This window comes from Yinghuangia soli (assembly GCF_021502675.1).
Classification (GTDB): domain Bacteria; phylum Actinomycetota; class Actinomycetes; order Streptomycetales; family Streptomycetaceae; genus Yinghuangia; species Yinghuangia soli.
Genome location: NZ_JAKFHA010000007.1, coordinates 37,199 through 54,340 on the forward strand (window position 1 = coordinate 37,199; position 17,142 = coordinate 54,340).

Consider the following 17,142-nt stretch of genomic DNA (forward strand, 5'->3'; position numbering starts at 1 on the left):
CCCCCCCCCCCCGGCGGCGGGGCGCCCCCCCTGGGCCCGCCCCCGCCCCTTCGCGTTGCGCGGTGCCGCCTGCCCGGACGGCTCGGGTCACGGGCTCAGCGGCTCAGAGCGCGCCGGCCTCGTCGACCCGGGCGAGCATCCAGGCCAGGATCTCCTCGCCGGCCCGGACTCCTGCGTGTCCGGTCTCGATGACGTGCGGCGCGGTCCAGCCGGTGTCGGCCAGCTCGCCGTGCGCCGGCCTGATGCCCGCGTCCGCCGACTCGAGCAGGTCGATGTCCAGCAGCGAGTCGCCCGCGCCCAGCACGAGGCCCGCACCGGTGCGCCGCCGCACCTCGTCGACCGCGGCGCCCTTGGTGAGCGCCTCCGGGACGAAGTACAGCTTGCGGCCCTGCAGCGACACGCCCCAGCCGCGCTCCGCGGCCCACCCGGTCAGGTCCGCGACGATCCCGGCCGGCAGCTTCTCGCGCTCCAGCACCAGGTAGGTGAACAGCTCCTCGGCGACCCGCAGTTTGCGGGTCCACGCGGGGTCCGTCACCGCCTCCAGGTGCGCGACCACTTCGGTCAGCGGCGCCGACTCCTCGGCCAGCCGCTTGCGCACGCCCGCGTTCCAGTCCTCGTCGGTCTCCCCGTCCACGAGGATGTGCCCGCCGTTGGCGCAGATCGCGTACGCCGGGGTGCGGCCCGGCAGCGTGATGCGCCGGTACTGCTTGCGGGTACGCGTCGTGGTCGGGACGAGCAGGGCCCGCGCGCCGAGTTCGACGATTATCCGGGCGGAGGCCCGGGTCAGGAACGAGATCGACTTGCCGTCGTGGATCTCGACGCACTCGAGCTCCGGCGTCTCCTCGCCCGGGCCGAGGCCCAGGCGCGCGGCCGCCCGCGAGTAGATGAGCGTGCGGTCCAGGTCGGATGCGGCGACCACCGGACCGCCGCCGGTCCGGATCCGGTCCCCAGTGCTGTCGTGCTTGGCCTTCGTCACGTGACTCCAATGTCGCGGCGGAATCCGGGCTTGACCAGACCCACGCAGGAGTACGGCAGTCCGTCGACCTCGACGACCTCCACCCCCCGCTGGTCCGCGAGCATGCGGACGTGGTCGAGCTCGGTGCCGACCCCGCGCCGGGCAAGAATCATCCACGGCACACGGCGCAGCAGAACCCGCGTGGTCTCGCCCACGCCGGGTTTGATCAGATTGACGTTGTCGATCCCGTATTCGGTTCCGATGCGCTCCACCGCGCGCCACCCGTCCCAGGCGGGCGTGCGGTCCGAGGCGGCCAGCACCGGCCAGTCGCGGGCGACGTCGTCGGCGACCGCGGCGAAGCGCGCGGCCACGGTGTCGAGGAACAGGTTGGACACGTCGGCGTCCAGCAGGTCGCGGTAGAACTTCGCGCCGTGGAAGTCGTCCGGGCCGATCAGGCCGTCGCGCAGCACGGTCCGCGAGACCAGTCCGGACACCGTGGAGTTCAGGCAGGCGGACGGGATGAGGAAGTCGTCGCGGGTGCCGTACGTGGTCACGCAGGACCCCGGGTCGGCCAGCACCGCCAGCTCGTCGGAGAACCGCAGGCCGGTCGCGTCGTGCAGCTCGTCCAGCGCGGCGGTCAGCTCGCGCGTGATGGCGCCCTTGCCGGTCCAGCCGTCCACGAACATGATCCGCGACGGGTCGTACTCGCGGCCCAGCCAGCGCAGCGCCACCGGGTCGATGCCGCGCGCCCGGACGATCGAGACCGAGTAGTGCGGCAGTTCGAGGCCGTGCGCGTACGCCGCCCACCGGCGCATCAGGATGCCCACCGGGCTGCCGGCCCGGGCCAGCGACACCAGCACGGCGTCCCGGCCGCGTTCGGCCAGCACGATCTCGGTGACCACGCCGACCGCGTGCGCGAGGCGGTCCGCGGACTGCGCCAGCGCGGTGTGGAAGAGCGCCTGGTACTCCGGCGAGGGCTGGTACTCGATCGGCAGCGACTCGGCGTAGTGCGCGTCGCCCTGCTGGATCGCCTCCTCGCGCTCTTCGAGCGGCGCCTCCAGCTCGACGTCCGACAGGTCCTTCAGCAGCCAGGCGACCTCATCCGCGGCATAGGAGGAGAACCCGGGGCCGACGAGCGGCTCGGGGAGTTTTCCGGTGTCGCGAACGGTCATACGGCTGCCTCGGGTCGGGGAGTGCGGGCGGAAGCGGGGACATAACCGGGCAGTACGGCCAGGGCGGTCCGGTCCGAGACGCGGGACAGCGCGTCCAGGAGGCCGCCCGGCGCGTGCAGCGCCGGAGTGTCGGCGACGTCGTCGACGACCAGGACAATCGTGTCGAACCGGCGGGCGTGATCGGTACCCGGGTCGACGTTGTACGCGTAGCGCTCGCCGGGCCCGTCCGCCGGGTCGTCGTGCGCGGGGAAGGCCAGCCGGGTGCGGATGGCGTAGCCGGGGTCGTCGACGGCGAGCACCGGGGAGCGGGTGGTGGTCGAGTAGCGCACCTCGACGCCCGCATCCGCGCCCGTACCCGTGCCGCTGCCCGGGTCCGCCTCGGCGAATGCGTCGGCCAGCGCCCGGGCCAGCCGCAGCGGGGCGTACATGAGCTCTTCGAAGCCCAGCACCAACACCCGGCGCGCACCGGCAAGTTGCCCGGCCAGCTCGGAACCGAGCCGCGGCAGTGCGGCGTCCAGCAGGGACTGGTGCCACGCGGTGAAGCCGTGCCGGCCGCCGTCGGGAAGGCCCGGCGGCCACGCGAGCGCAAGCCGGACGATCTCCCCGGCGCCCGCGCTCGGCACCCCGGTCCCGGTACCGGCTCCGGTCGGGGCCGAGGGTACGGCGGTGGTACGCCGGGCCTCCTCGGCCGCCACCAGCTCCGCGCCGCGCCGCAAGGCGTCGTCCGGCAGTTCGACCACGCCGCCGGCCAGCGCCACCACGTCCACGCGCACCCCCAGCCGCGCCGCGAACGCCTCCATGTCGCGCCGGTCGCCGGGCCTCCGGACGTCGATGAGCGAGGCGATGACGTACCGCGTGCGCGGTGCGACCCGGTGCAGGGCCTCGATGGTGTTCAGCACCGTGCGGCCGGTCGACAGTTCGTCGTCCACGAGAACCAGCGGAGCACCGCCGGTCAGCCAATCGGGGTCCTCGGGCAGCAGCAGGTGCGAGGTCGCGTGCGAGTGCTCCTCCTCGAACCCGCCCAGCGGCGCGACGCCGTCCACCGGGCGCCGCGTCGAGTGCAGGTACGTGGCACCGGGCAGCGATTCCGCGACGCAGTGCCCGAGCCCGGTCGCCGTCTCGGCATAGCCGAGCACGACGGGCGCGGCCCCGTACTCCACGAACGCCGAGACCTTCGGCGGCCTGCCGGTGTCGAGCAGGCCGGCCGTACCCGAGCAGCCGTCCTCGTCCTCGAGCACGCCGCGGACGAGTGCGCCCAGCGCGCGGCCCGCGTCGTGCACGACGTGCGGCAGCTGCGGCACGTGCTTGCCGAGCACCGTCGACACCAGCAGGTGCGCGCGGCGCGGATTGCGGCGCAGCGCGAGCCCGACCAGCGCCCGCAGCCGGGCCGCGTCGGCGGCCTCCGCCAGCACATCCATCGAGAACCGCGGGCCGACCGAATCGGCCGCTGCCTCCATCCGCAGGCCGAGCCGCCGGGCGACCCAGCTGCCGGGCCATTCCCCGGCGGCGTCCGCCGCGGTCAGCGCAGCGACCTGGGCCGGCGTCGCGAACACGCCACCGGACACCGCAACGGCGCGGATTCCCGCGACCGCCGACCTGACCGTCACGTTCTGCGTGCTCACATGTCCCCGTTCCCGGGCACGTCCCCCTCGGAGACGCCTCCCTCGCCAGGCGCGTCGGCATCCCCGGCATGCGCGTGCTCCTCGCGGTGCCGCGGCGCGACGACCGCGCGCACCGGCCCGGTGTGCCGCGGCACGCCGCCGTCCGCCGTACCGGCCTGCGCCGATGCGGTCGCAGCGAGCAGGTCGACGAAGCTGACGTCCTCGTTGGCCACCCCGAATGCGCCCGCGCGGCGCATGACCGCCTCGGCCCACGCCCGGTGCGGCTTCACCTCGTTCATCTTGTTCGTGTACGCCGAGCGCAGCACGCCGCCGCCCGCGGCACTCTCCGCGAGGATGTCCGTCGCGTCGCTGAACTCCTCGTGCGTCACCACCGACATCGCGTGGATGACCGCGACGTGGCTCGGGTGGATCGCGGTCTTGCCGAGCAGCCCGTTGGCCTTGTCCAGCTCCAACTCGCGGATCAGGCCGTCCAGGTCCGCGGAGATCAGCCGGGCGCGCAGCGCGACCGCCTCGGCCGGGTCCTCGGCCTCGGCGAACGGCGAGCGGCGCAGCTGCGGCTTGAACAGCCGCTCGCCCTGCGGGAAGTACTCCCAGACCGGCCCGGAGATGACGAAGCCGGTGCCGTCCGACCGCCCGAAGACGTTCACGATGTCCGCGATCAGGCCCGCGACCAAGTGCACGTCGTACGCGGTCAGGTCGCGCGAGCGGCGCAGCGCGTAAGCCGACGAGAAGTCGGTGGCGCCTATCCGCACCGCCAGGATGTGCTCGCGGTGCGCGGCGATCAGCGCGGACAGCTCGGTGAGCATGCGCTGGCGGTACTCCAGGTACGCGATGCACGGCGACTCGAGCACCGGCATGCCGAGCAGCCGGCGGCCGCTGTCCAGGCTCGCCTCGACCAGCGCCTTGAGGTAGCGGGCGCCGCTGTCCGGCTCGAACTTGGGCATCACGAAGCCGGTGAGCGCGGACAGCGCCGGGCCGAGGCGCTCGGTCAGGTCGGTGATCTGCTCGGGGGCGCGGACCCGTACGAAAAGCAGCGGGCCGTCCGCGCCGGACTCGGCGTGCTCGGTGAGCTGGGCGACGAGGTTGTGCTCGCCCATCTCGACATCGCCGTCGTCGATGGCGTCCTCCAGGCACAGGACCATGGAGGTGACGCCGCGCGCGGCCTGCTTGGCGATGTCGGCGGCGAGCGTGGTGCGCGTGGCGGGACTGTAGAGCGTGGCGCCGAGAGCGGCGGCGAGCACTGCCGGCTCGGCGTCCCGGCGGAAATCCTGGGGAGGACGGTGGAACAGGTGCCTCAGTTCCTGGTCGTCCAGGAATGCGAAGTGGCGCATCTTGTTCCCCCTAGCTGTCGTGGTCCGGTCCAGGCGCGCCCCCCGCGCGCTGTGGCGATGCGGTTCGGGACTTATTTCGCGCCCCTCGGCGCGGTCGCGCCCGACCGGCTCCCCCGGCAGGCACACATACGGTAACCGAAAAGCAAAATGGCAGAAGATCCGTCCGGGCGCATGCGAAAGACGTTCACGGGCTTGTCACAGCCGCGTCACACACGGTCCGACCCAGAGACTTCCGGTCATCCGGGGTGCCGGGCGCGGCCCGGAAGCCGCTCCGGAGCAGCCGACACGCCGGGCAGGCCACACACCGTGACGGCTGAAAACGGCTGAGCCATCGGCGTGCCCCGGCCTTCCGTACGGAAGAACGGACGGCGGCGTTCCGTGGTTCCCTGCCGGTTCCCGGTCGGCTCCCCGATCAATCCCCCGATCAATCCCCCGATCCATTCCACGGCCGGTCCGCGGCCCGCGCCGCCGGGGCTCCGGTGCGGTGCGGCGCAGTGCCGATTGCGCGCCTGCGTTGAGCCGCGGCCGGAGAACCGGGCAGGATGGGCGCATGACGCAGGTGATGACCAAGGGCGCGAACACGGCTCTCGGCGCGGACTCGGTCCGGGTCGTCCTGGAATGGCGGACCGGGCCCGGAGTCCCCGACATCGACTGCTCGGCGCTGCTCCTCGGTGCCGACGGGCGCGTGCGCAGCGACGCCGACTTCGTGTTCTACAACCAGCCGCGGCATCCGTCCGGCGCCGTGGTGCACGGCGACAAGGTGGTGGCGCCGGCCGGCTGCTCGGACGCGTTCCGGGTGGACGTGAAGAGCCTGGAGCCGGGCATCGCCCGCGTCGTGGTGGCCGGTTCCGCGGACGGCGGCCGGGTGAGCGCGGTGCCGGGGCTGATCCTGCGGGTGTTCGACGCGGCGGGCGGGCGCGAGCTCCTCAACTTCCCGATCGCGGGCGCGACCTCGGAGACCGCGTTCGTCTTCGGCGAGATCTACCTGCGCAACGACCAGTGGAAGTTCCGCGCGGTCGGCCAGGGGTACGACTCCGGACTGGCCGGGCTGGCCACCGACTACGGCATCAACGTCGACGACGAGCCGGAGCCCGAGCCCGCTCCGGCCCCCGCGCCGGTGCCGGTCCGGGCGCCGAACACGCCGGGTACGCCGGGCGGTCAGCAGGGCGGCTCGGCCTGGCCCACGCCCGCGCCGACCACCGCCGAACCGGCCCCGCAGGCGACTCCCTCGCCCTCCCCGGCGCCCGCGCCCGCCCCGACGCCCATGCCGGCCGACGCCCTCGCGCCCACCGCGCTCATGCCGATGTCCCTGCCGCAGGACCCGGCACCGCTGCCCGCGTCGCCGCAGCGCCCGGGACAGACCGGTCAGCCCGGTCAGCCCGGTCAGCCCGGCCAGTCGGGTCCCGGTGCGGGGGCGCCCGGCGCCGCGACCGGCCCGCAGACGCCGTACGGCGGCCAGCCGATCCCGCCGCCGCCCGGCCCGCACACGCCGCTGGGCTCGTCGGGCTTCCCGCAGACCCCCTCGCAGGGCGCGCACGTGCCTCCGCCGCCCACGATGGCCTCCCCGAACCCGCCGCAGGGCGCAGCAGCCGCTGCTGCAGCCGCCTCGGGCGCCCCGGGCGCCGTGCAGACGCCGCCCGGTGTGATGGTGATGCCGCCCGGCGGACCGCAGTACACGCCGGGTTATCCAGGGCAGCACGGGCAGCACAGCCAGCCCGGACAGCACAGCCAGCCGGGTCAGCACGGGCAGCCGCACCAGAGCCACCCGGGGCAGCACGCGTCCGGTCCCGGCGGGATGGGTGCGTTCGGTCAGCAGCAGTCCGGTCCGGGCCACGCCCCGCAAGGCCACCTGCCGGCCGGCGGCCACGGACAGGCCCCGCAGCCGGGCCAGGCGCCGCAGACCCAGTGGCTCAACAACCCGCCGCAGGGCCCGCAGTTCCAGTAGTCCCGCAGCCCCGCGGGCACGCAGGCGAACGCCCGGTCAGGACCGCCCGGTCCAGGCCGGGCGTCCGGCCGTACGGACTCCGGGCCGCCCGACCCGCCTGCTCACCCGGGGCTGCCCGGCCTGCCTACCTGTAGCCGCGCGCCCGGACCAGGCCCCAGCCGAACGCGCCGTCCAACCGGATTCCGGGCCGCCTGGCCCGCCTGCTCACCCGGGGCCGCCCGGCCCGCCTACTTGTAGCCGCGCGCCCACACCAGGCCCCAGCCGAACGCGCGGTCCAGTTCGGCCTGGAACCCGTCGATGTAGCGCACCACGCGGCGCACCGTCATCTCGTCGCCCTGGTTCTCCACCAGCGCGACGGCGCAGGTGCGGGCGCCCGCGGAGCGCTCGTCGAGCCGCACCTCGATCGGCCGACCGGCGTTCGGGAACAGGCTGACCACACCGTTGGCCTGGTCGAATGCCGGGGTGCCGTCGTAGATGTAGACGAAGATCAGCAGCCGCTTGAGCAGCCTGGCCTGGTCGAGGTTGATGAACATCGTCTCGCCGGACGCCGACCCGGTGCGGTCGTCGTGGTCCAGGCGGACGTACGGGGCCTGATTGAAGTCCCCGTACAGGCTGCCCAGGGCCTGTACGACGCCCTTGGAGCCGTCCGACAGCTCCCACATGCAGCCCAGGTCGAGGTCGATCTTCTGGGGCAGCGGCGGCGAGTTCACCTGCAGCGGCCGGAACAGCCCGGCGCGCGGCTTCGGCGGCGGCTCCTCGTAGAACTGGTTCCAGTGCAGGTTGACCCGCAGGGTGCCGTTCGCCGACCCCTGCCGGGTCAGCGAGACCTCGGGTGCGCTCCGGGTCAACGTGACCTTGTGGCTGCCGGTGTCCGGCTCGCCGACGAGCCCCTGCTGCCGACCGAACAACGGCATTGCGCCTCCCCGCCTTTGCCATGCCCATGGCCCGCGGCCACCGCGTTCGGTGACCGCGCTGCCACAAAAATAGCCGTACCGCACGCCGCGCGGTGAGCGCTACGTGCGGTACGGCTTGCCGGTCGCCTGCGGACGGCGTTTCGGCCGCCCCGGTCAAGGCCGGGCAGGGCCCGTCGGACCAGGGCAGTGACCGGGCCGGTGACCGGGCCAGTGACCGGGCCAGTGACCGGATCAGACCTTGGCTTCGACTTCTTCCTGCGCGCTGTCGCCGTTCTTTCCTGGTTCGTGGCCGATCCGCTTGTTGCGGAGCACCGACGACCCGAATGCGGCCGCGATCAGGATGACGCCGATGAGGCCGGTGATGACCTCGTTCATGTGCTGGCCGATGGTGATGAGCAGGATGACGGCCAGCGCGCCGATCGCGTAGTGCGCGCCGTGCTCGAGGTAGACGTAGTCGTCCAGCGTGCCCTTGCGGACCAGGTAGACGGTCAGCGAACGCACGTACATGGCGCCGATGCCGAGACCCAGCGCCATCTCGAAGATGTCGTTGGTGATGGCGAACGCGCCGATGACGCCGTCGAACGAGAACGACGCGTCGAGGACCTCGAGGTAGAGGAACAGGAAGAACGCGGCCTTGCCGGCCAGGCCGACGACCTTGCCGTTCGCGCCGCGCTGCGGCTTCTCGCGCGCCTCGCCTTCCTCGCCGTCCTCGTCGTCGTCATCGTCGTCTTCGAGCTTGTCCTCGAAGTAGTCGGAGAGGCCGCCCACGATCAGGTACGTGATCAGACCCAGCAGACCGGAGATGAGCACGGTCGCGGTCTTGTCCGCGGTGTCGTGGTCGCCCACGAGGGCCTCGGAGCCGTAGGTGGTCGCGATGATCAGCAGGACGCCGAGCGCGACGAGCACCGAGAGCATGTCCAGCTTGCCGAGCTTGGCGAGCGGGCGCTCCAGCCACGCAAGCCACTTGTGCTCACGCTCCTCGAACACGAAGTCGAGGAAGATCATCAGCAGGAAGACGCCGCCGAAGGCCGCGATGGCCGGGTGCGCGGCGGTGACCAGGCGCTCGTACTCGTCCTGGTTGTTCATCGCCAGGTCGATGGTCTCGATCGGGCCCATCTTGGCGGTGACGCCGACGATGAGCAGCGGGAAGACCAGGCGCATGCCGAAGACGGCGATGAGGATGCCGATGGTGAGGAAGATCTTCTGCCAGAACTCGTTCATCTTCGCCAGCACGCTGGCGTTGACGACCGCGTTGTCGAAGGACAGCGAGATCTCCAGGATGGACAGGATCGCGACCACCGCGAAGCCCTCCCACCCCCACAACATGAAGGCTGCGGCCAAGCCGACCACCGTGACGGCGAACGACCAGCCAAAGGTACGGAGCACCACGGGACAGGGATCCCTTTCCATTCCAGGACTACCAGGACAACGCGACTACAGGACTGCAGGACTGCACGGGTGCGGAGCGACTCGCCGGAAAGTCGACAGGGCCATGTGGAGACAGCACGCTGCCGGCGGCGTCGGGGGTCCGGCCAAGGGCGCGGGGCGCAATGGACTTCGGGCCCGGAAGCGGCCCGGAAAACAGCAGAGGGCCGGTCACCGCGGCGACCGACCCCCGACCGGACCGATCACTGCACGCTGACTCCGAAGTCCAGGGCGATGCCCCGCAGCCCCGAAGCGTACCCCTGGCCTACTGCGCGGAACTTCCACTCCCCCTGGTATCGGTAAAGTTCTCCAAAGATCATGGCTGTCTCGCTTGACGCATCCTCGGTCAAGTCGTATCGCGCAAGCTCGTTTCCGTCCGCCTGGTTCACGATCCGGATGTACGCGTTGCGCACCTGCCCGAACGTCTGGCCCCGGGTCTCGGCGTCGTAGATCGACACCGGGAAGACCACCTTCTCGACGGTCTGCGGCACCAGCGTGAGGTCGACCATCAGGACCTCGTCGTCGCCGTCGCCCTCGCCGGTGAGGTTGTCGCCGGTGTGCTCCACCGAACCCTCGGGGCTCTTCAGGTTGTTGTAGAAGACGAAGTAGTCGTCGCCCAGTACCTTGCCCGCACCGCCGCACAGCAGCGCACTGGCGTCCAGGTCGAAAGACGCCCCCGTGGTGGCGCGTGCGTCCCAGCCCAGGCCCACCAGCACGGTGGTCAGGTTCGGCGCGGCCTTGGTCAGCGAGACGTTGCCGCCCTTGGCGAGGGTGACCCCCATGTGTTCCTCCTGCTTCGTAGTCCCCGGCCGAAGCCTATTCACCAGCCCCCGGCCGCGTCTCGGCCCGAGGCGCAGCTCAAGGGATTTCCCCCATCACGCGCGACGCCCGCCGGCACATGGCCGGCGGGCGCCTGGATCACGCTGGCGTCGGTCAGACGTTGACGCCGAAGTCCTGCGCGATGCCGCGCAGGCCCGAGGCGTAGCCCTGGCCGACCGCGCGGAACTTCCACTCCGCACCGTTGCGGTACAGCTCGCCGAAGACCATGGCGGTCTCGGTGGACGCGTCCTCGGTGAGGTCGTAGCGGGCGAGCTCGTTGTTGTCCGCCTGGTTCACGATGCGGATGAACGCGTTGCGGACCTGGCCGAACGACTGCTGGCGGGTCTCCGCGTCGTAGATCGACACGGGGAACACGATGCGCTCGACCTCGGCCGGCACGCCGGCCAGGTTGACCTTGAGCGCCTCGTCGTCGCCCTCGCCCTCACCGGTGGTGTTGTCACCGGTGTGCTCGACCGAGCCGTCCGGGCTCTTCAGGTTGTTGAAGAACACGAAGTGCTGGTCGGAGAGGGTCTTGCCGCCACCGTTGAGCAGGATCGCGCTCGCGTCGAGGTCGAAGTCCTGACCGGTGGTCGTGCGGACGTCCCAGCCCAGGCCGACCAGGACGGCCGTAAGGCCCGGGGCCTCCTTGGTCAGGGAGACGTTGCCGCCCTTGCTCAGGCTGACTCCCACGAGTCCTCCATAAGATCGTGGAGCCTGCCTCGGGGGCGCAGCTCCGGAATTTGCCGTGTACGGCTGGACAACGATCCGATCCTAGTCAGGAGTTCCTGACCACCGCGTGATCTGCGCAGTGTCGGAGTCGAGGTCGAGGGATATCCCGAATTCCCCGCCGTGCGCAAGAAGCGCGGAAGGGCGCCCGCGCGACCGCGGACGCCCTCCCGTTCGGAACGGTGTTCGGCAGGGTGCTCAGAGGGTGCCGAGCGCCTTCGCGTAGTCGTTCAGGTCACGCGCGTCCGGAAGGCCGTTGACGATGGTCCAGCGGACCGTGCCCTCCTTGTCGATGATGAAGGTGCCGCGGACCGCGCAGCCCTTCTCCTCGTTGAAGACGCCGTAGGCCTTGGCGACCTCGCCGTGCGGCCAGAAGTCGGAAAGGACCGGGTACTCCAGGCCCTCCTTCTCCGCGAAGACCTTCTGCGTGAACATCGAGTCGCACGACACCGCGAGCAGCTGGACGTCGTCGTTGACGAACGTCGGAAGCTCGTCGCGCAGCGCGCACAGCTCGCCGGTGCACACGCCGGTGAAAGAGAACGGGTAGAAGAGCAGCACGACATTCTTGCTGCCCTGGAAGTCGGACAGCTTGACGAGGCTCCCGTGCTGGTCCTTGAGCTCGAAGTCGGGGGCCTTGCTGCCGATCTCGACGGCCATGGTGCGTCCTTTCGACCAACTGCGGTGTGACGGTGTCGCGCCCCGGGCGGGGCTTCACGCCCCACAGTTTGGCACCCGCCTTCCGCGGTCTCTCCGGGCAGGCGCCCGGGTGCCGCCCGGACGCCCGCGCGGCTGTCCCTCGGGGCGGCCGCTTGGCGGCGATATGTGCAGGGAAAGATGGACGCCATGGCCCCGACCGCAGCGCAGCACGACGCGGCATCGGCCCCAGCACGCGGCGCGGCCACCACTCCGGTCGCCGACCAGCGCGCCCGGGCCCTGCTCGCCTGGGACGCCTTCCGCGACCTCGCGGCCGGCACCGACCCGGAGGCACCGTCCCGGCTGCCCGGCTGGACCGGCCGCGACGTGGTGGCGCACCTGGCGTCCTGGCCCGAGGAGCCGCTCCTGGCCCGGCTGCTGGCCGAGGCCCGCGGCGACCGCTCGGCCGCGCCGCGGCCGCTGGACCAGGACGCCGCCAACGCAGTGCTGGTCGCCGCGCACCGGGACGCCTCCCTCGACGACCTCCTCGCCGCACTCGACGACGGCCGGGCGCGGCTGGCCGCGGCGTACGCCGCGGGCGAGAGCGAGGGCATCGGCTTCGCGCCGACCGGATCCCAGGTCGGCCCGATCCCGCTGCTCACCCAGCTCGGCGCCATCGCGTACGAACTGGCCGTGCACGCCGCCGACCTGGGCCCCTGCGGCGCCGCCGAACCCGACCCCGACCTGGTGGACGCGGGGCTGCTGGCGCTGGCCGACATCACCGGCGCGCTCGCCGCCCGGCACGGCCTCACCGCCGGGACCGCACTGCTCGGCCCGGCCGGCGGCTGGGCCTTCGACGCGCACGACGGCGGCTGGACGGTCCGGCGGATCCGCACCGCGACCACCAAGGGCCCGGCGGTGCGCGCCGCCTCGGCGGGACTGCTCCTGGACGCCTCGGCGGGCCGCCGCTCGGTGCCGCCGCTGCTGGCCAAGCGCGACCTGAAGCTCGACAACGTGGCGGGGCTGCTCGCGCTCGCCCCGCTGCTCGACCACGTGCCAGGGCTGCCCGGCGGTCCCGCGCTGCGGGTCGCGGCGGGCTGGCTGGGCGGCATCGGCCGCGCGGTCAACCGCATCCAGCGCTGAGCACCGGCAAATCGAATACGCCGACTACGCCGAACGCGCCGGGCTCGCCAAAGCGCCGGAACGCACAAAGGACCGGGACGCCCGCCGACGCCGTCCGGGGCGAGCGGCATCCGGCTCTCGGCGGGGCTATCGGGCGCGCCGGGATTCCCGAACCGCCCGGACCCGGCTGAGCATCCGAGCCCCGCAAACGCCGACGGGGGCGCGAGCCCGGCAGGGCGGCGACGGCTCGCCGACCCTGATGCCGTTCTCACGCCCCCGAAGGGTGCTTGTGCGCCGTGCCCTACTTGCGGCCGCCGCTGCGGGCCGTCTTGGGGGCCACCAGCCGCGTCCCCGACCAGTCCTTGGCGACGGCGGTCGTGGTCGTCCCGGTGAGGCCGGCCGTGGGGGCCGCCTCGCCGATCTCGCTCGGCTCGACGTAGCCGTCACGGCCCGTCTTGGGGGTCAGCAGCCACACGGTGCCGCCGTCCGTGAGCGTGGTCAAGGCATCCACCAGGGAGTCGACGAGATCGCCGTCCCCGTCCCGGTACCAAAGGATGACGACGTCGGCGACGTCCTCGTCGTAGTCCTCGTCGACGAGTTCATTGCCGGTGATCTCCGCGATGGCATCGCGGAAGTCCTCGTCGCAGTCGTCGTCGTAACCGAGCTCCTGGACCACCTGTCCGGGCTGGAACCCAAGCCGCGCAAGCGGGTTGGCACGTTCCTCCGCGTGGTCCGCGGTCGCGCTCACGAAGTGACCTCCCATGTTCGGCCCCGCAGTGTTCCGGAGCTGTGGCCGTAGTCCACACGCGCCGGGCTGTTCGCGCAAGTACCCAGGTCACGCGGCCGCCCAAACACCTCCGGTGGGACGGAAACAGCGCGCACCCCGGCGCACTCCCCCGCGCGCGCCCGCGCCCGGCGCTACCAGCCCTGGCGCCGCCGCGGCATCGCGGCCGTTCCGGGCCCCGGGCGCGCGGCCCGTGCCTCGACCTCCGCATCCGGCCCCGGGAAGATCAGCCCGGTGTGCCCGTCGTCGAACCGCACGACGTAGGGCGGCTCCCCGTCCGGTCCGCGGACCTCGAGGATTTCGCCGGTGCGGTCGGCGCGGCCGACCGCGTTCCCGTGGACATGGAGCCGGTCGCCGATCGTCGCGTGCATCGGATCTCCTTCCGCCGAGCTTTCCGCCGATGATGCCCCGCTGTGTCCCCCATCACGGCATCCGTACATCTCCCAGACAACTACGCCGGTGCGGTCCGCGAAAGAGCCCCGGCGTAATCTTCTGAGTGGTTCACGGTTGCGGATACCCCGCTCCCGCGAGCCGCCGCGTGTGGCGTCCGGCGACAGCCGGGGTCAGGGCAACGGCGCCCTCGTCGCGGTAGCCGGAGAAAGAGTGATACGGATCCACGAGGTCGATACGGCAGTTATGGGCACGTCCGGGCGCTTCACCAGCACCCGCCGGGTTCATTACCGATCGGTAGAGATGACGGATACCACGTCCGGGTACCACGATGGAGGCGGCGCGACACCGCTCAGTGGCGGCCGACGCACGGCACGACCGGAGAAATCCGGACGCACCGGGCCCGGCCGATGATCGCAACATCTACCGATATGCGAAGGAACAGCGTGGCATCCGGACGAGAGCGCTTCTCGATCATCAGTGACGGCCTGCCGAGCCAGCTCCCGGACATCGACCCCAGCGAGACCGGGGAATGGCTCGAGTCGCTCGATTCCGTCATCAACGAGCAGGGGCGGCAGCGCGCCCGCTACATCATGCTCAAGCTGCTCGAACGCGCCCGCGAGCGGCAGGTCGGCGTGCCTGCGCTCCGCAGCACCGACTACATCAACACGATCCCGCCGGAGAGCGAGCCTTGGTTCCCCGGTGACGAGGACATCGAGCGCCGCATCCGCGCGTTCGTCCGCTGGAACGCGGCCATCATGGTGTCCCGGGCCAACCGCCCCGGCCTCGGCGTCGGCGGCCACATCGCGACGTACGCGTCGTCGGCGAGCCTGTACGAGGTGGGCTTCAACCACTTCTTCCGCGGCAAGGAGCACGGCGAGAGCGGCGACCAGATCTTCTTCCAGGGCCACGCCGCCCCGGGCATCTACGCCCGCGCCTTCCTCGAGGGCCGGCTGACCGAGCAGCACCTGGACGGCTTCCGCCAGGAGCACTCGCAGGCGCCGTACGGCCTGTCGTCGTACCCGCACCCGCGGCTCATGCCGGACTTCTGGGAGTTCCCGACCGTCTCGATGGGCCTCGGCCCCCTCGGCGCGATCTACCAGGCGCGGTTCAACCGCTACCTGCACAACCGCAACATCAAGGACACCTCGCGCAGCCACGTGTGGGCGTTCCTGGGCGACGGCGAGATGGACGAGCCGGAGTCGCTGGGCAACATCGGCCTGGCGGCCCGTGAGGAGCTGGACAACCTCACCTTCGTCATCAACTGCAACCTGCAGCGCCTCGACGGCCCGGTGCGCGGCAACGGCAAGATCATCCAGGAGCTGGAGTCGTACTTCCGCGGCGCCGGCTGGAACGTGATCAAGGTCGTCTGGGACCGCTCGTGGGACTCCCTGCTCGCGCAGGACACCGACGGCGTGCTCGTCAACAAGATGAACACGACCCCGGACGGGCAGTTCCAGACGTACGCCGTCGAGTCGGGCGCCTACGCCCGCGAGCACTTCTTCGGCGACGACGCGCGGCTGCGCAAGATGGTCGCGCACATGACCGACGACGAGCTGGTCAAGCTCGGCCGCGGCGGGCACGACTACCGCAAGGTGTACGCGGCGTTCAAGGCGGCCCGCGAGCACACCGGCCAGCCGACGGTGATCCTGGCGCAGACGGTGAAGGGCTGGACCCTGGGTCCGAACTTCGAGAGCCGCAACGCCACGCACCAGATGAAGAAGCTGACCAAGGCCGACCTCAAGATGTTCCGCGACCGGCTCTACCTGCCGATCTCGGACAAGGACCTCGAGGCCGACATCCCGCCGTACTACCACCCGGGCGACAAGTCCGAGGAGATGGAGTACATGAAGGAGCGCCGTGCGGCGCTCGGCGGGTCGATGCCGGCGCGCGTGCTGCGCGCCAAGCCGGTCAAGCTGCCCGGCGACGCGGTCTACGCGCCGATCAAGAAGGGCGCGCGGCAGCCGATGGCCACCACGATGGCCTTCGTGCGGCTGCTCAAGGACCTCATGCGCGACCCGGAGATCGGCAAGCGCTTCGTGCCCATCGCGCCCGACGAGTACCGCACGTTCGGTATGGACGCGATGTTCCCGACCGCCAAGATCTACAACCCGCACGGCCAGAACTACGAGGCGGTCGACCGCGAGCTCCTGCTGTCCTACAAGGAGTCGCCGACCGGCCAGATGCTGCACGAGGGCATCTCGGAGGCGGGCTGCACGGCGTCGCTGATCGCGGCGGGCTCGGCGTACTCCACGCACGGCGAGCCGATGATCCCGGTGTACGTCTTCTACTCGATGTTCGGGTTCCAGCGCACCGGCGACCAGTTCTGGCAGATGTCCGACCAGCTGGCGCGCGGCTTCGTGCTGGGCGCCACCGCGGGCCGCACCACGCTGACCGGCGAGGGCCTGCAGCACGCGGACGGCCACTCGCACCTGCTGGCCTCGACGAACCCGGCGGTCGTCGCGTACGACCCGGCCTACGCGTTCGAGATCGCGCACATCGTGCAGGACGGCCTCCGCCGCATGTACGGGTCCTCCGAGGAGCACCCGCACGGCGAGGACGTCTTCTACTACGTCACGGTCTACAACGAGCCGATCGACCAGCCGGCCGAGCCGGAGAACGTCGACGTGCAGGGCATCCTCAAGGGCCTGTACCGGTTCAAGGAGGGCGAGCCGAAGGACGGCGCCCTGCGCGCCCAGATCCTCGCCTCCGGCGTCGGCATGCCGTGGGCGCTGGCCGCCCAGAAGATGCTGGCCGAGGACTGGAACGTGGTCGCGGACGTATGGTCGGCGACCTCGTGGAACGAGCTGCGCCGCGAGGCCGTCGAGTGCGAGGAGCACAACCTCCTGCACCCGGAGGAGGAGCCGCGCATCCCGTACGTGCAGCAGGTCCTGGACGGCAAGCCGGGCCCGGTCATCGCGGTCTCCGACTGGATGCGCTCGGTGCCGGACCAGATCGCCCGCTGGGTGCCCAGCGACTACGCGTCGCTCGGCACCGACGGCTTCGGCTTCGCGGACACCCGCGGAGCGGCCCGCCGGTACTTCCACGTGGACGCCGAGTCCGTCGTGGTCGGCGTGCTGTCCGAGCTGGCGCGGCGCGGCGAGGTGGACGCGGCGACGGTCAAGAAGGCCATCGACACGTACCAGATCCTCGACGTGAAGGCCGCGGGCGTGGGCACGGTCGGCGGCGACGCGTAACACCTGCACACACCTGGACGACCCCGTCGGAGGGCCCGGAACGCTGCTCAGCGTTCCGGGGCCAACCCACGTTTACACCCCGAGGAGAGGCGGCCGTTTGTCGGGTA

The 17,142-nt window shown here is 71.7% G+C and carries 12 protein-coding genes and 1 pseudogene; 3 read left to right on the forward strand and 10 right to left on the reverse strand.

The features are described 5' to 3' along the window. Window positions 1-103: 103 nt before the first annotated feature. The 3 genes and pseudogenes from LZ495_RS14830 to LZ495_RS14840 form a co-directional block, all read right to left on the reverse strand. The gene (locus LZ495_RS14830; RefSeq protein WP_235052658.1) at window positions 104-976 is read right to left on the reverse strand and encodes an HAD family hydrolase; all 873 of its coding nucleotides are present in this window, start codon (window positions 974-976) and stop codon (window positions 104-106) included. After that, window positions 973-3,584: pseudogene (locus LZ495_RS45280) on the reverse strand (phosphoribosyltransferase). Before LZ495_RS45280 ends, LZ495_RS14830 begins: the two are co-directional and overlap by 4 nt. A gap of 161 nt (window positions 3,585-3,745) precedes the next feature. Beyond that, a complete protein-coding gene (locus LZ495_RS14840; protein WP_235052659.1) occupies window positions 3,746-5,080 on the reverse strand; it encodes an HpcH/HpaI aldolase/citrate lyase family protein in 1,335 nt (444 codons plus the stop codon). 550 nt (window positions 5,081-5,630) lie between these two features. Between LZ495_RS14840 and LZ495_RS14845 the strand changes: the two genes are divergently transcribed. Then, window positions 5,631-7,025: a TerD family protein gene (locus tag LZ495_RS14845; protein WP_235052660.1), complete on the forward strand. Its 1,395-nt coding sequence runs from the start codon at window positions 5,631-5,633 to the stop codon at window positions 7,023-7,025. Window positions 7,026-7,252: 227 nt separating this feature from the next. Here the strand turns inward: LZ495_RS14845 and LZ495_RS14850 are convergent, their stop codons facing one another. From LZ495_RS14850 to LZ495_RS14870, 5 genes are all read right to left on the reverse strand, one after another. Further along, window positions 7,253-7,939: a TerD family protein gene (locus LZ495_RS14850; RefSeq protein WP_235052661.1), complete on the reverse strand. Its 687-nt coding sequence runs from the start codon at window positions 7,937-7,939 to the stop codon at window positions 7,253-7,255. A 231-nt stretch (window positions 7,940-8,170) separates the two neighbouring features. After that, window positions 8,171-9,328: a DUF475 domain-containing protein gene (locus LZ495_RS14855; protein ID WP_235052662.1), complete on the reverse strand. Its 1,158-nt coding sequence runs from the start codon at window positions 9,326-9,328 to the stop codon at window positions 8,171-8,173. Between the two features lie 239 nt (window positions 9,329-9,567). Next, a complete protein-coding gene (locus LZ495_RS14860) occupies window positions 9,568-10,146 on the reverse strand; it encodes a TerD family protein (RefSeq protein WP_235052663.1) in 579 nt (192 codons plus the stop codon). A 151-nt stretch (window positions 10,147-10,297) separates the two neighbouring features. Further along, the gene (locus LZ495_RS14865; protein WP_235052664.1) at window positions 10,298-10,873 is read right to left on the reverse strand and encodes a TerD family protein; all 576 of its coding nucleotides are present in this window, start codon (window positions 10,871-10,873) and stop codon (window positions 10,298-10,300) included. A gap of 234 nt (window positions 10,874-11,107) precedes the next feature. After that, entirely contained in the window at window positions 11,108-11,566 is a 459-nt protein-coding gene (locus LZ495_RS14870; RefSeq protein WP_235052665.1) for a peroxiredoxin, read from the reverse strand. A 186-nt stretch (window positions 11,567-11,752) separates the two neighbouring features. Here LZ495_RS14870 and LZ495_RS14875 point away from each other — a divergent pair, with 186 nt between their 5' ends. Continuing rightward, a complete protein-coding gene (locus LZ495_RS14875; protein WP_235052666.1) occupies window positions 11,753-12,685 on the forward strand; it encodes a maleylpyruvate isomerase family mycothiol-dependent enzyme in 933 nt (310 codons plus the stop codon). A gap of 280 nt (window positions 12,686-12,965) precedes the next feature. On the opposite strand, the gene LZ495_RS14880 is transcribed toward LZ495_RS14875, so the two are convergent. Continuing rightward, on the reverse strand, window positions 12,966-13,412 hold the full coding sequence (locus LZ495_RS14880) for a DUF3052 domain-containing protein (RefSeq protein WP_235052667.1): 447 nt from the start codon (window positions 13,410-13,412) through the stop codon (window positions 12,966-12,968). A gap of 170 nt (window positions 13,413-13,582) precedes the next feature. Continuing rightward, window positions 13,583-13,819 (reverse strand): DUF1918 domain-containing protein, encoded by a 237-nt coding sequence (locus LZ495_RS14885; RefSeq protein WP_235052668.1) that lies wholly within the window; start codon window positions 13,817-13,819, stop codon window positions 13,583-13,585. A gap of 465 nt (window positions 13,820-14,284) precedes the next feature. On the opposite strand from LZ495_RS14885, the gene aceE reads away from it, so the two are divergent. Continuing rightward, window positions 14,285-17,035, forward strand: a complete 2,751-nt coding sequence (aceE, locus tag LZ495_RS14890; protein ID WP_235052669.1) for a pyruvate dehydrogenase (acetyl-transferring), homodimeric type — start codon at window positions 14,285-14,287, stop codon at window positions 17,033-17,035. The last annotated feature ends 107 nt before the right edge of the window (window positions 17,036-17,142 follow it).

Coding starts and splice junctions, on each gene's coding strand:
- LZ495_RS14860 (WP_235052663.1), bottom strand. CDS start 10,146: ATGGGGGTCACCCTCGCCAAGGGCGGCAACGTCTCGCTGACCAAGGCC.
- LZ495_RS14875 (WP_235052666.1), top strand. CDS start 11,753: ATGGCCCCGACCGCAGCGCAGCACGACGCGGCATCGGCCCCAGCACGC.
- LZ495_RS14885 (WP_235052668.1), bottom strand. CDS start 13,819: ATGCACGCGACGATCGGCGACCGGCTCCATGTCCACGGGAACGCGGTC.
- LZ495_RS14845 (WP_235052660.1), top strand. CDS start 5,631: ATGACGCAGGTGATGACCAAGGGCGCGAACACGGCTCTCGGCGCGGAC.
- LZ495_RS14840 (WP_235052659.1), bottom strand. CDS start 5,080: ATGCGCCACTTCGCATTCCTGGACGACCAGGAACTGAGGCACCTGTTC.
- LZ495_RS14870 (WP_235052665.1), bottom strand. CDS start 11,566: ATGGCCGTCGAGATCGGCAGCAAGGCCCCCGACTTCGAGCTCAAGGAC.
- LZ495_RS14850 (WP_235052661.1), bottom strand. CDS start 7,939: ATGCCGTTGTTCGGTCGGCAGCAGGGGCTCGTCGGCGAGCCGGACACC.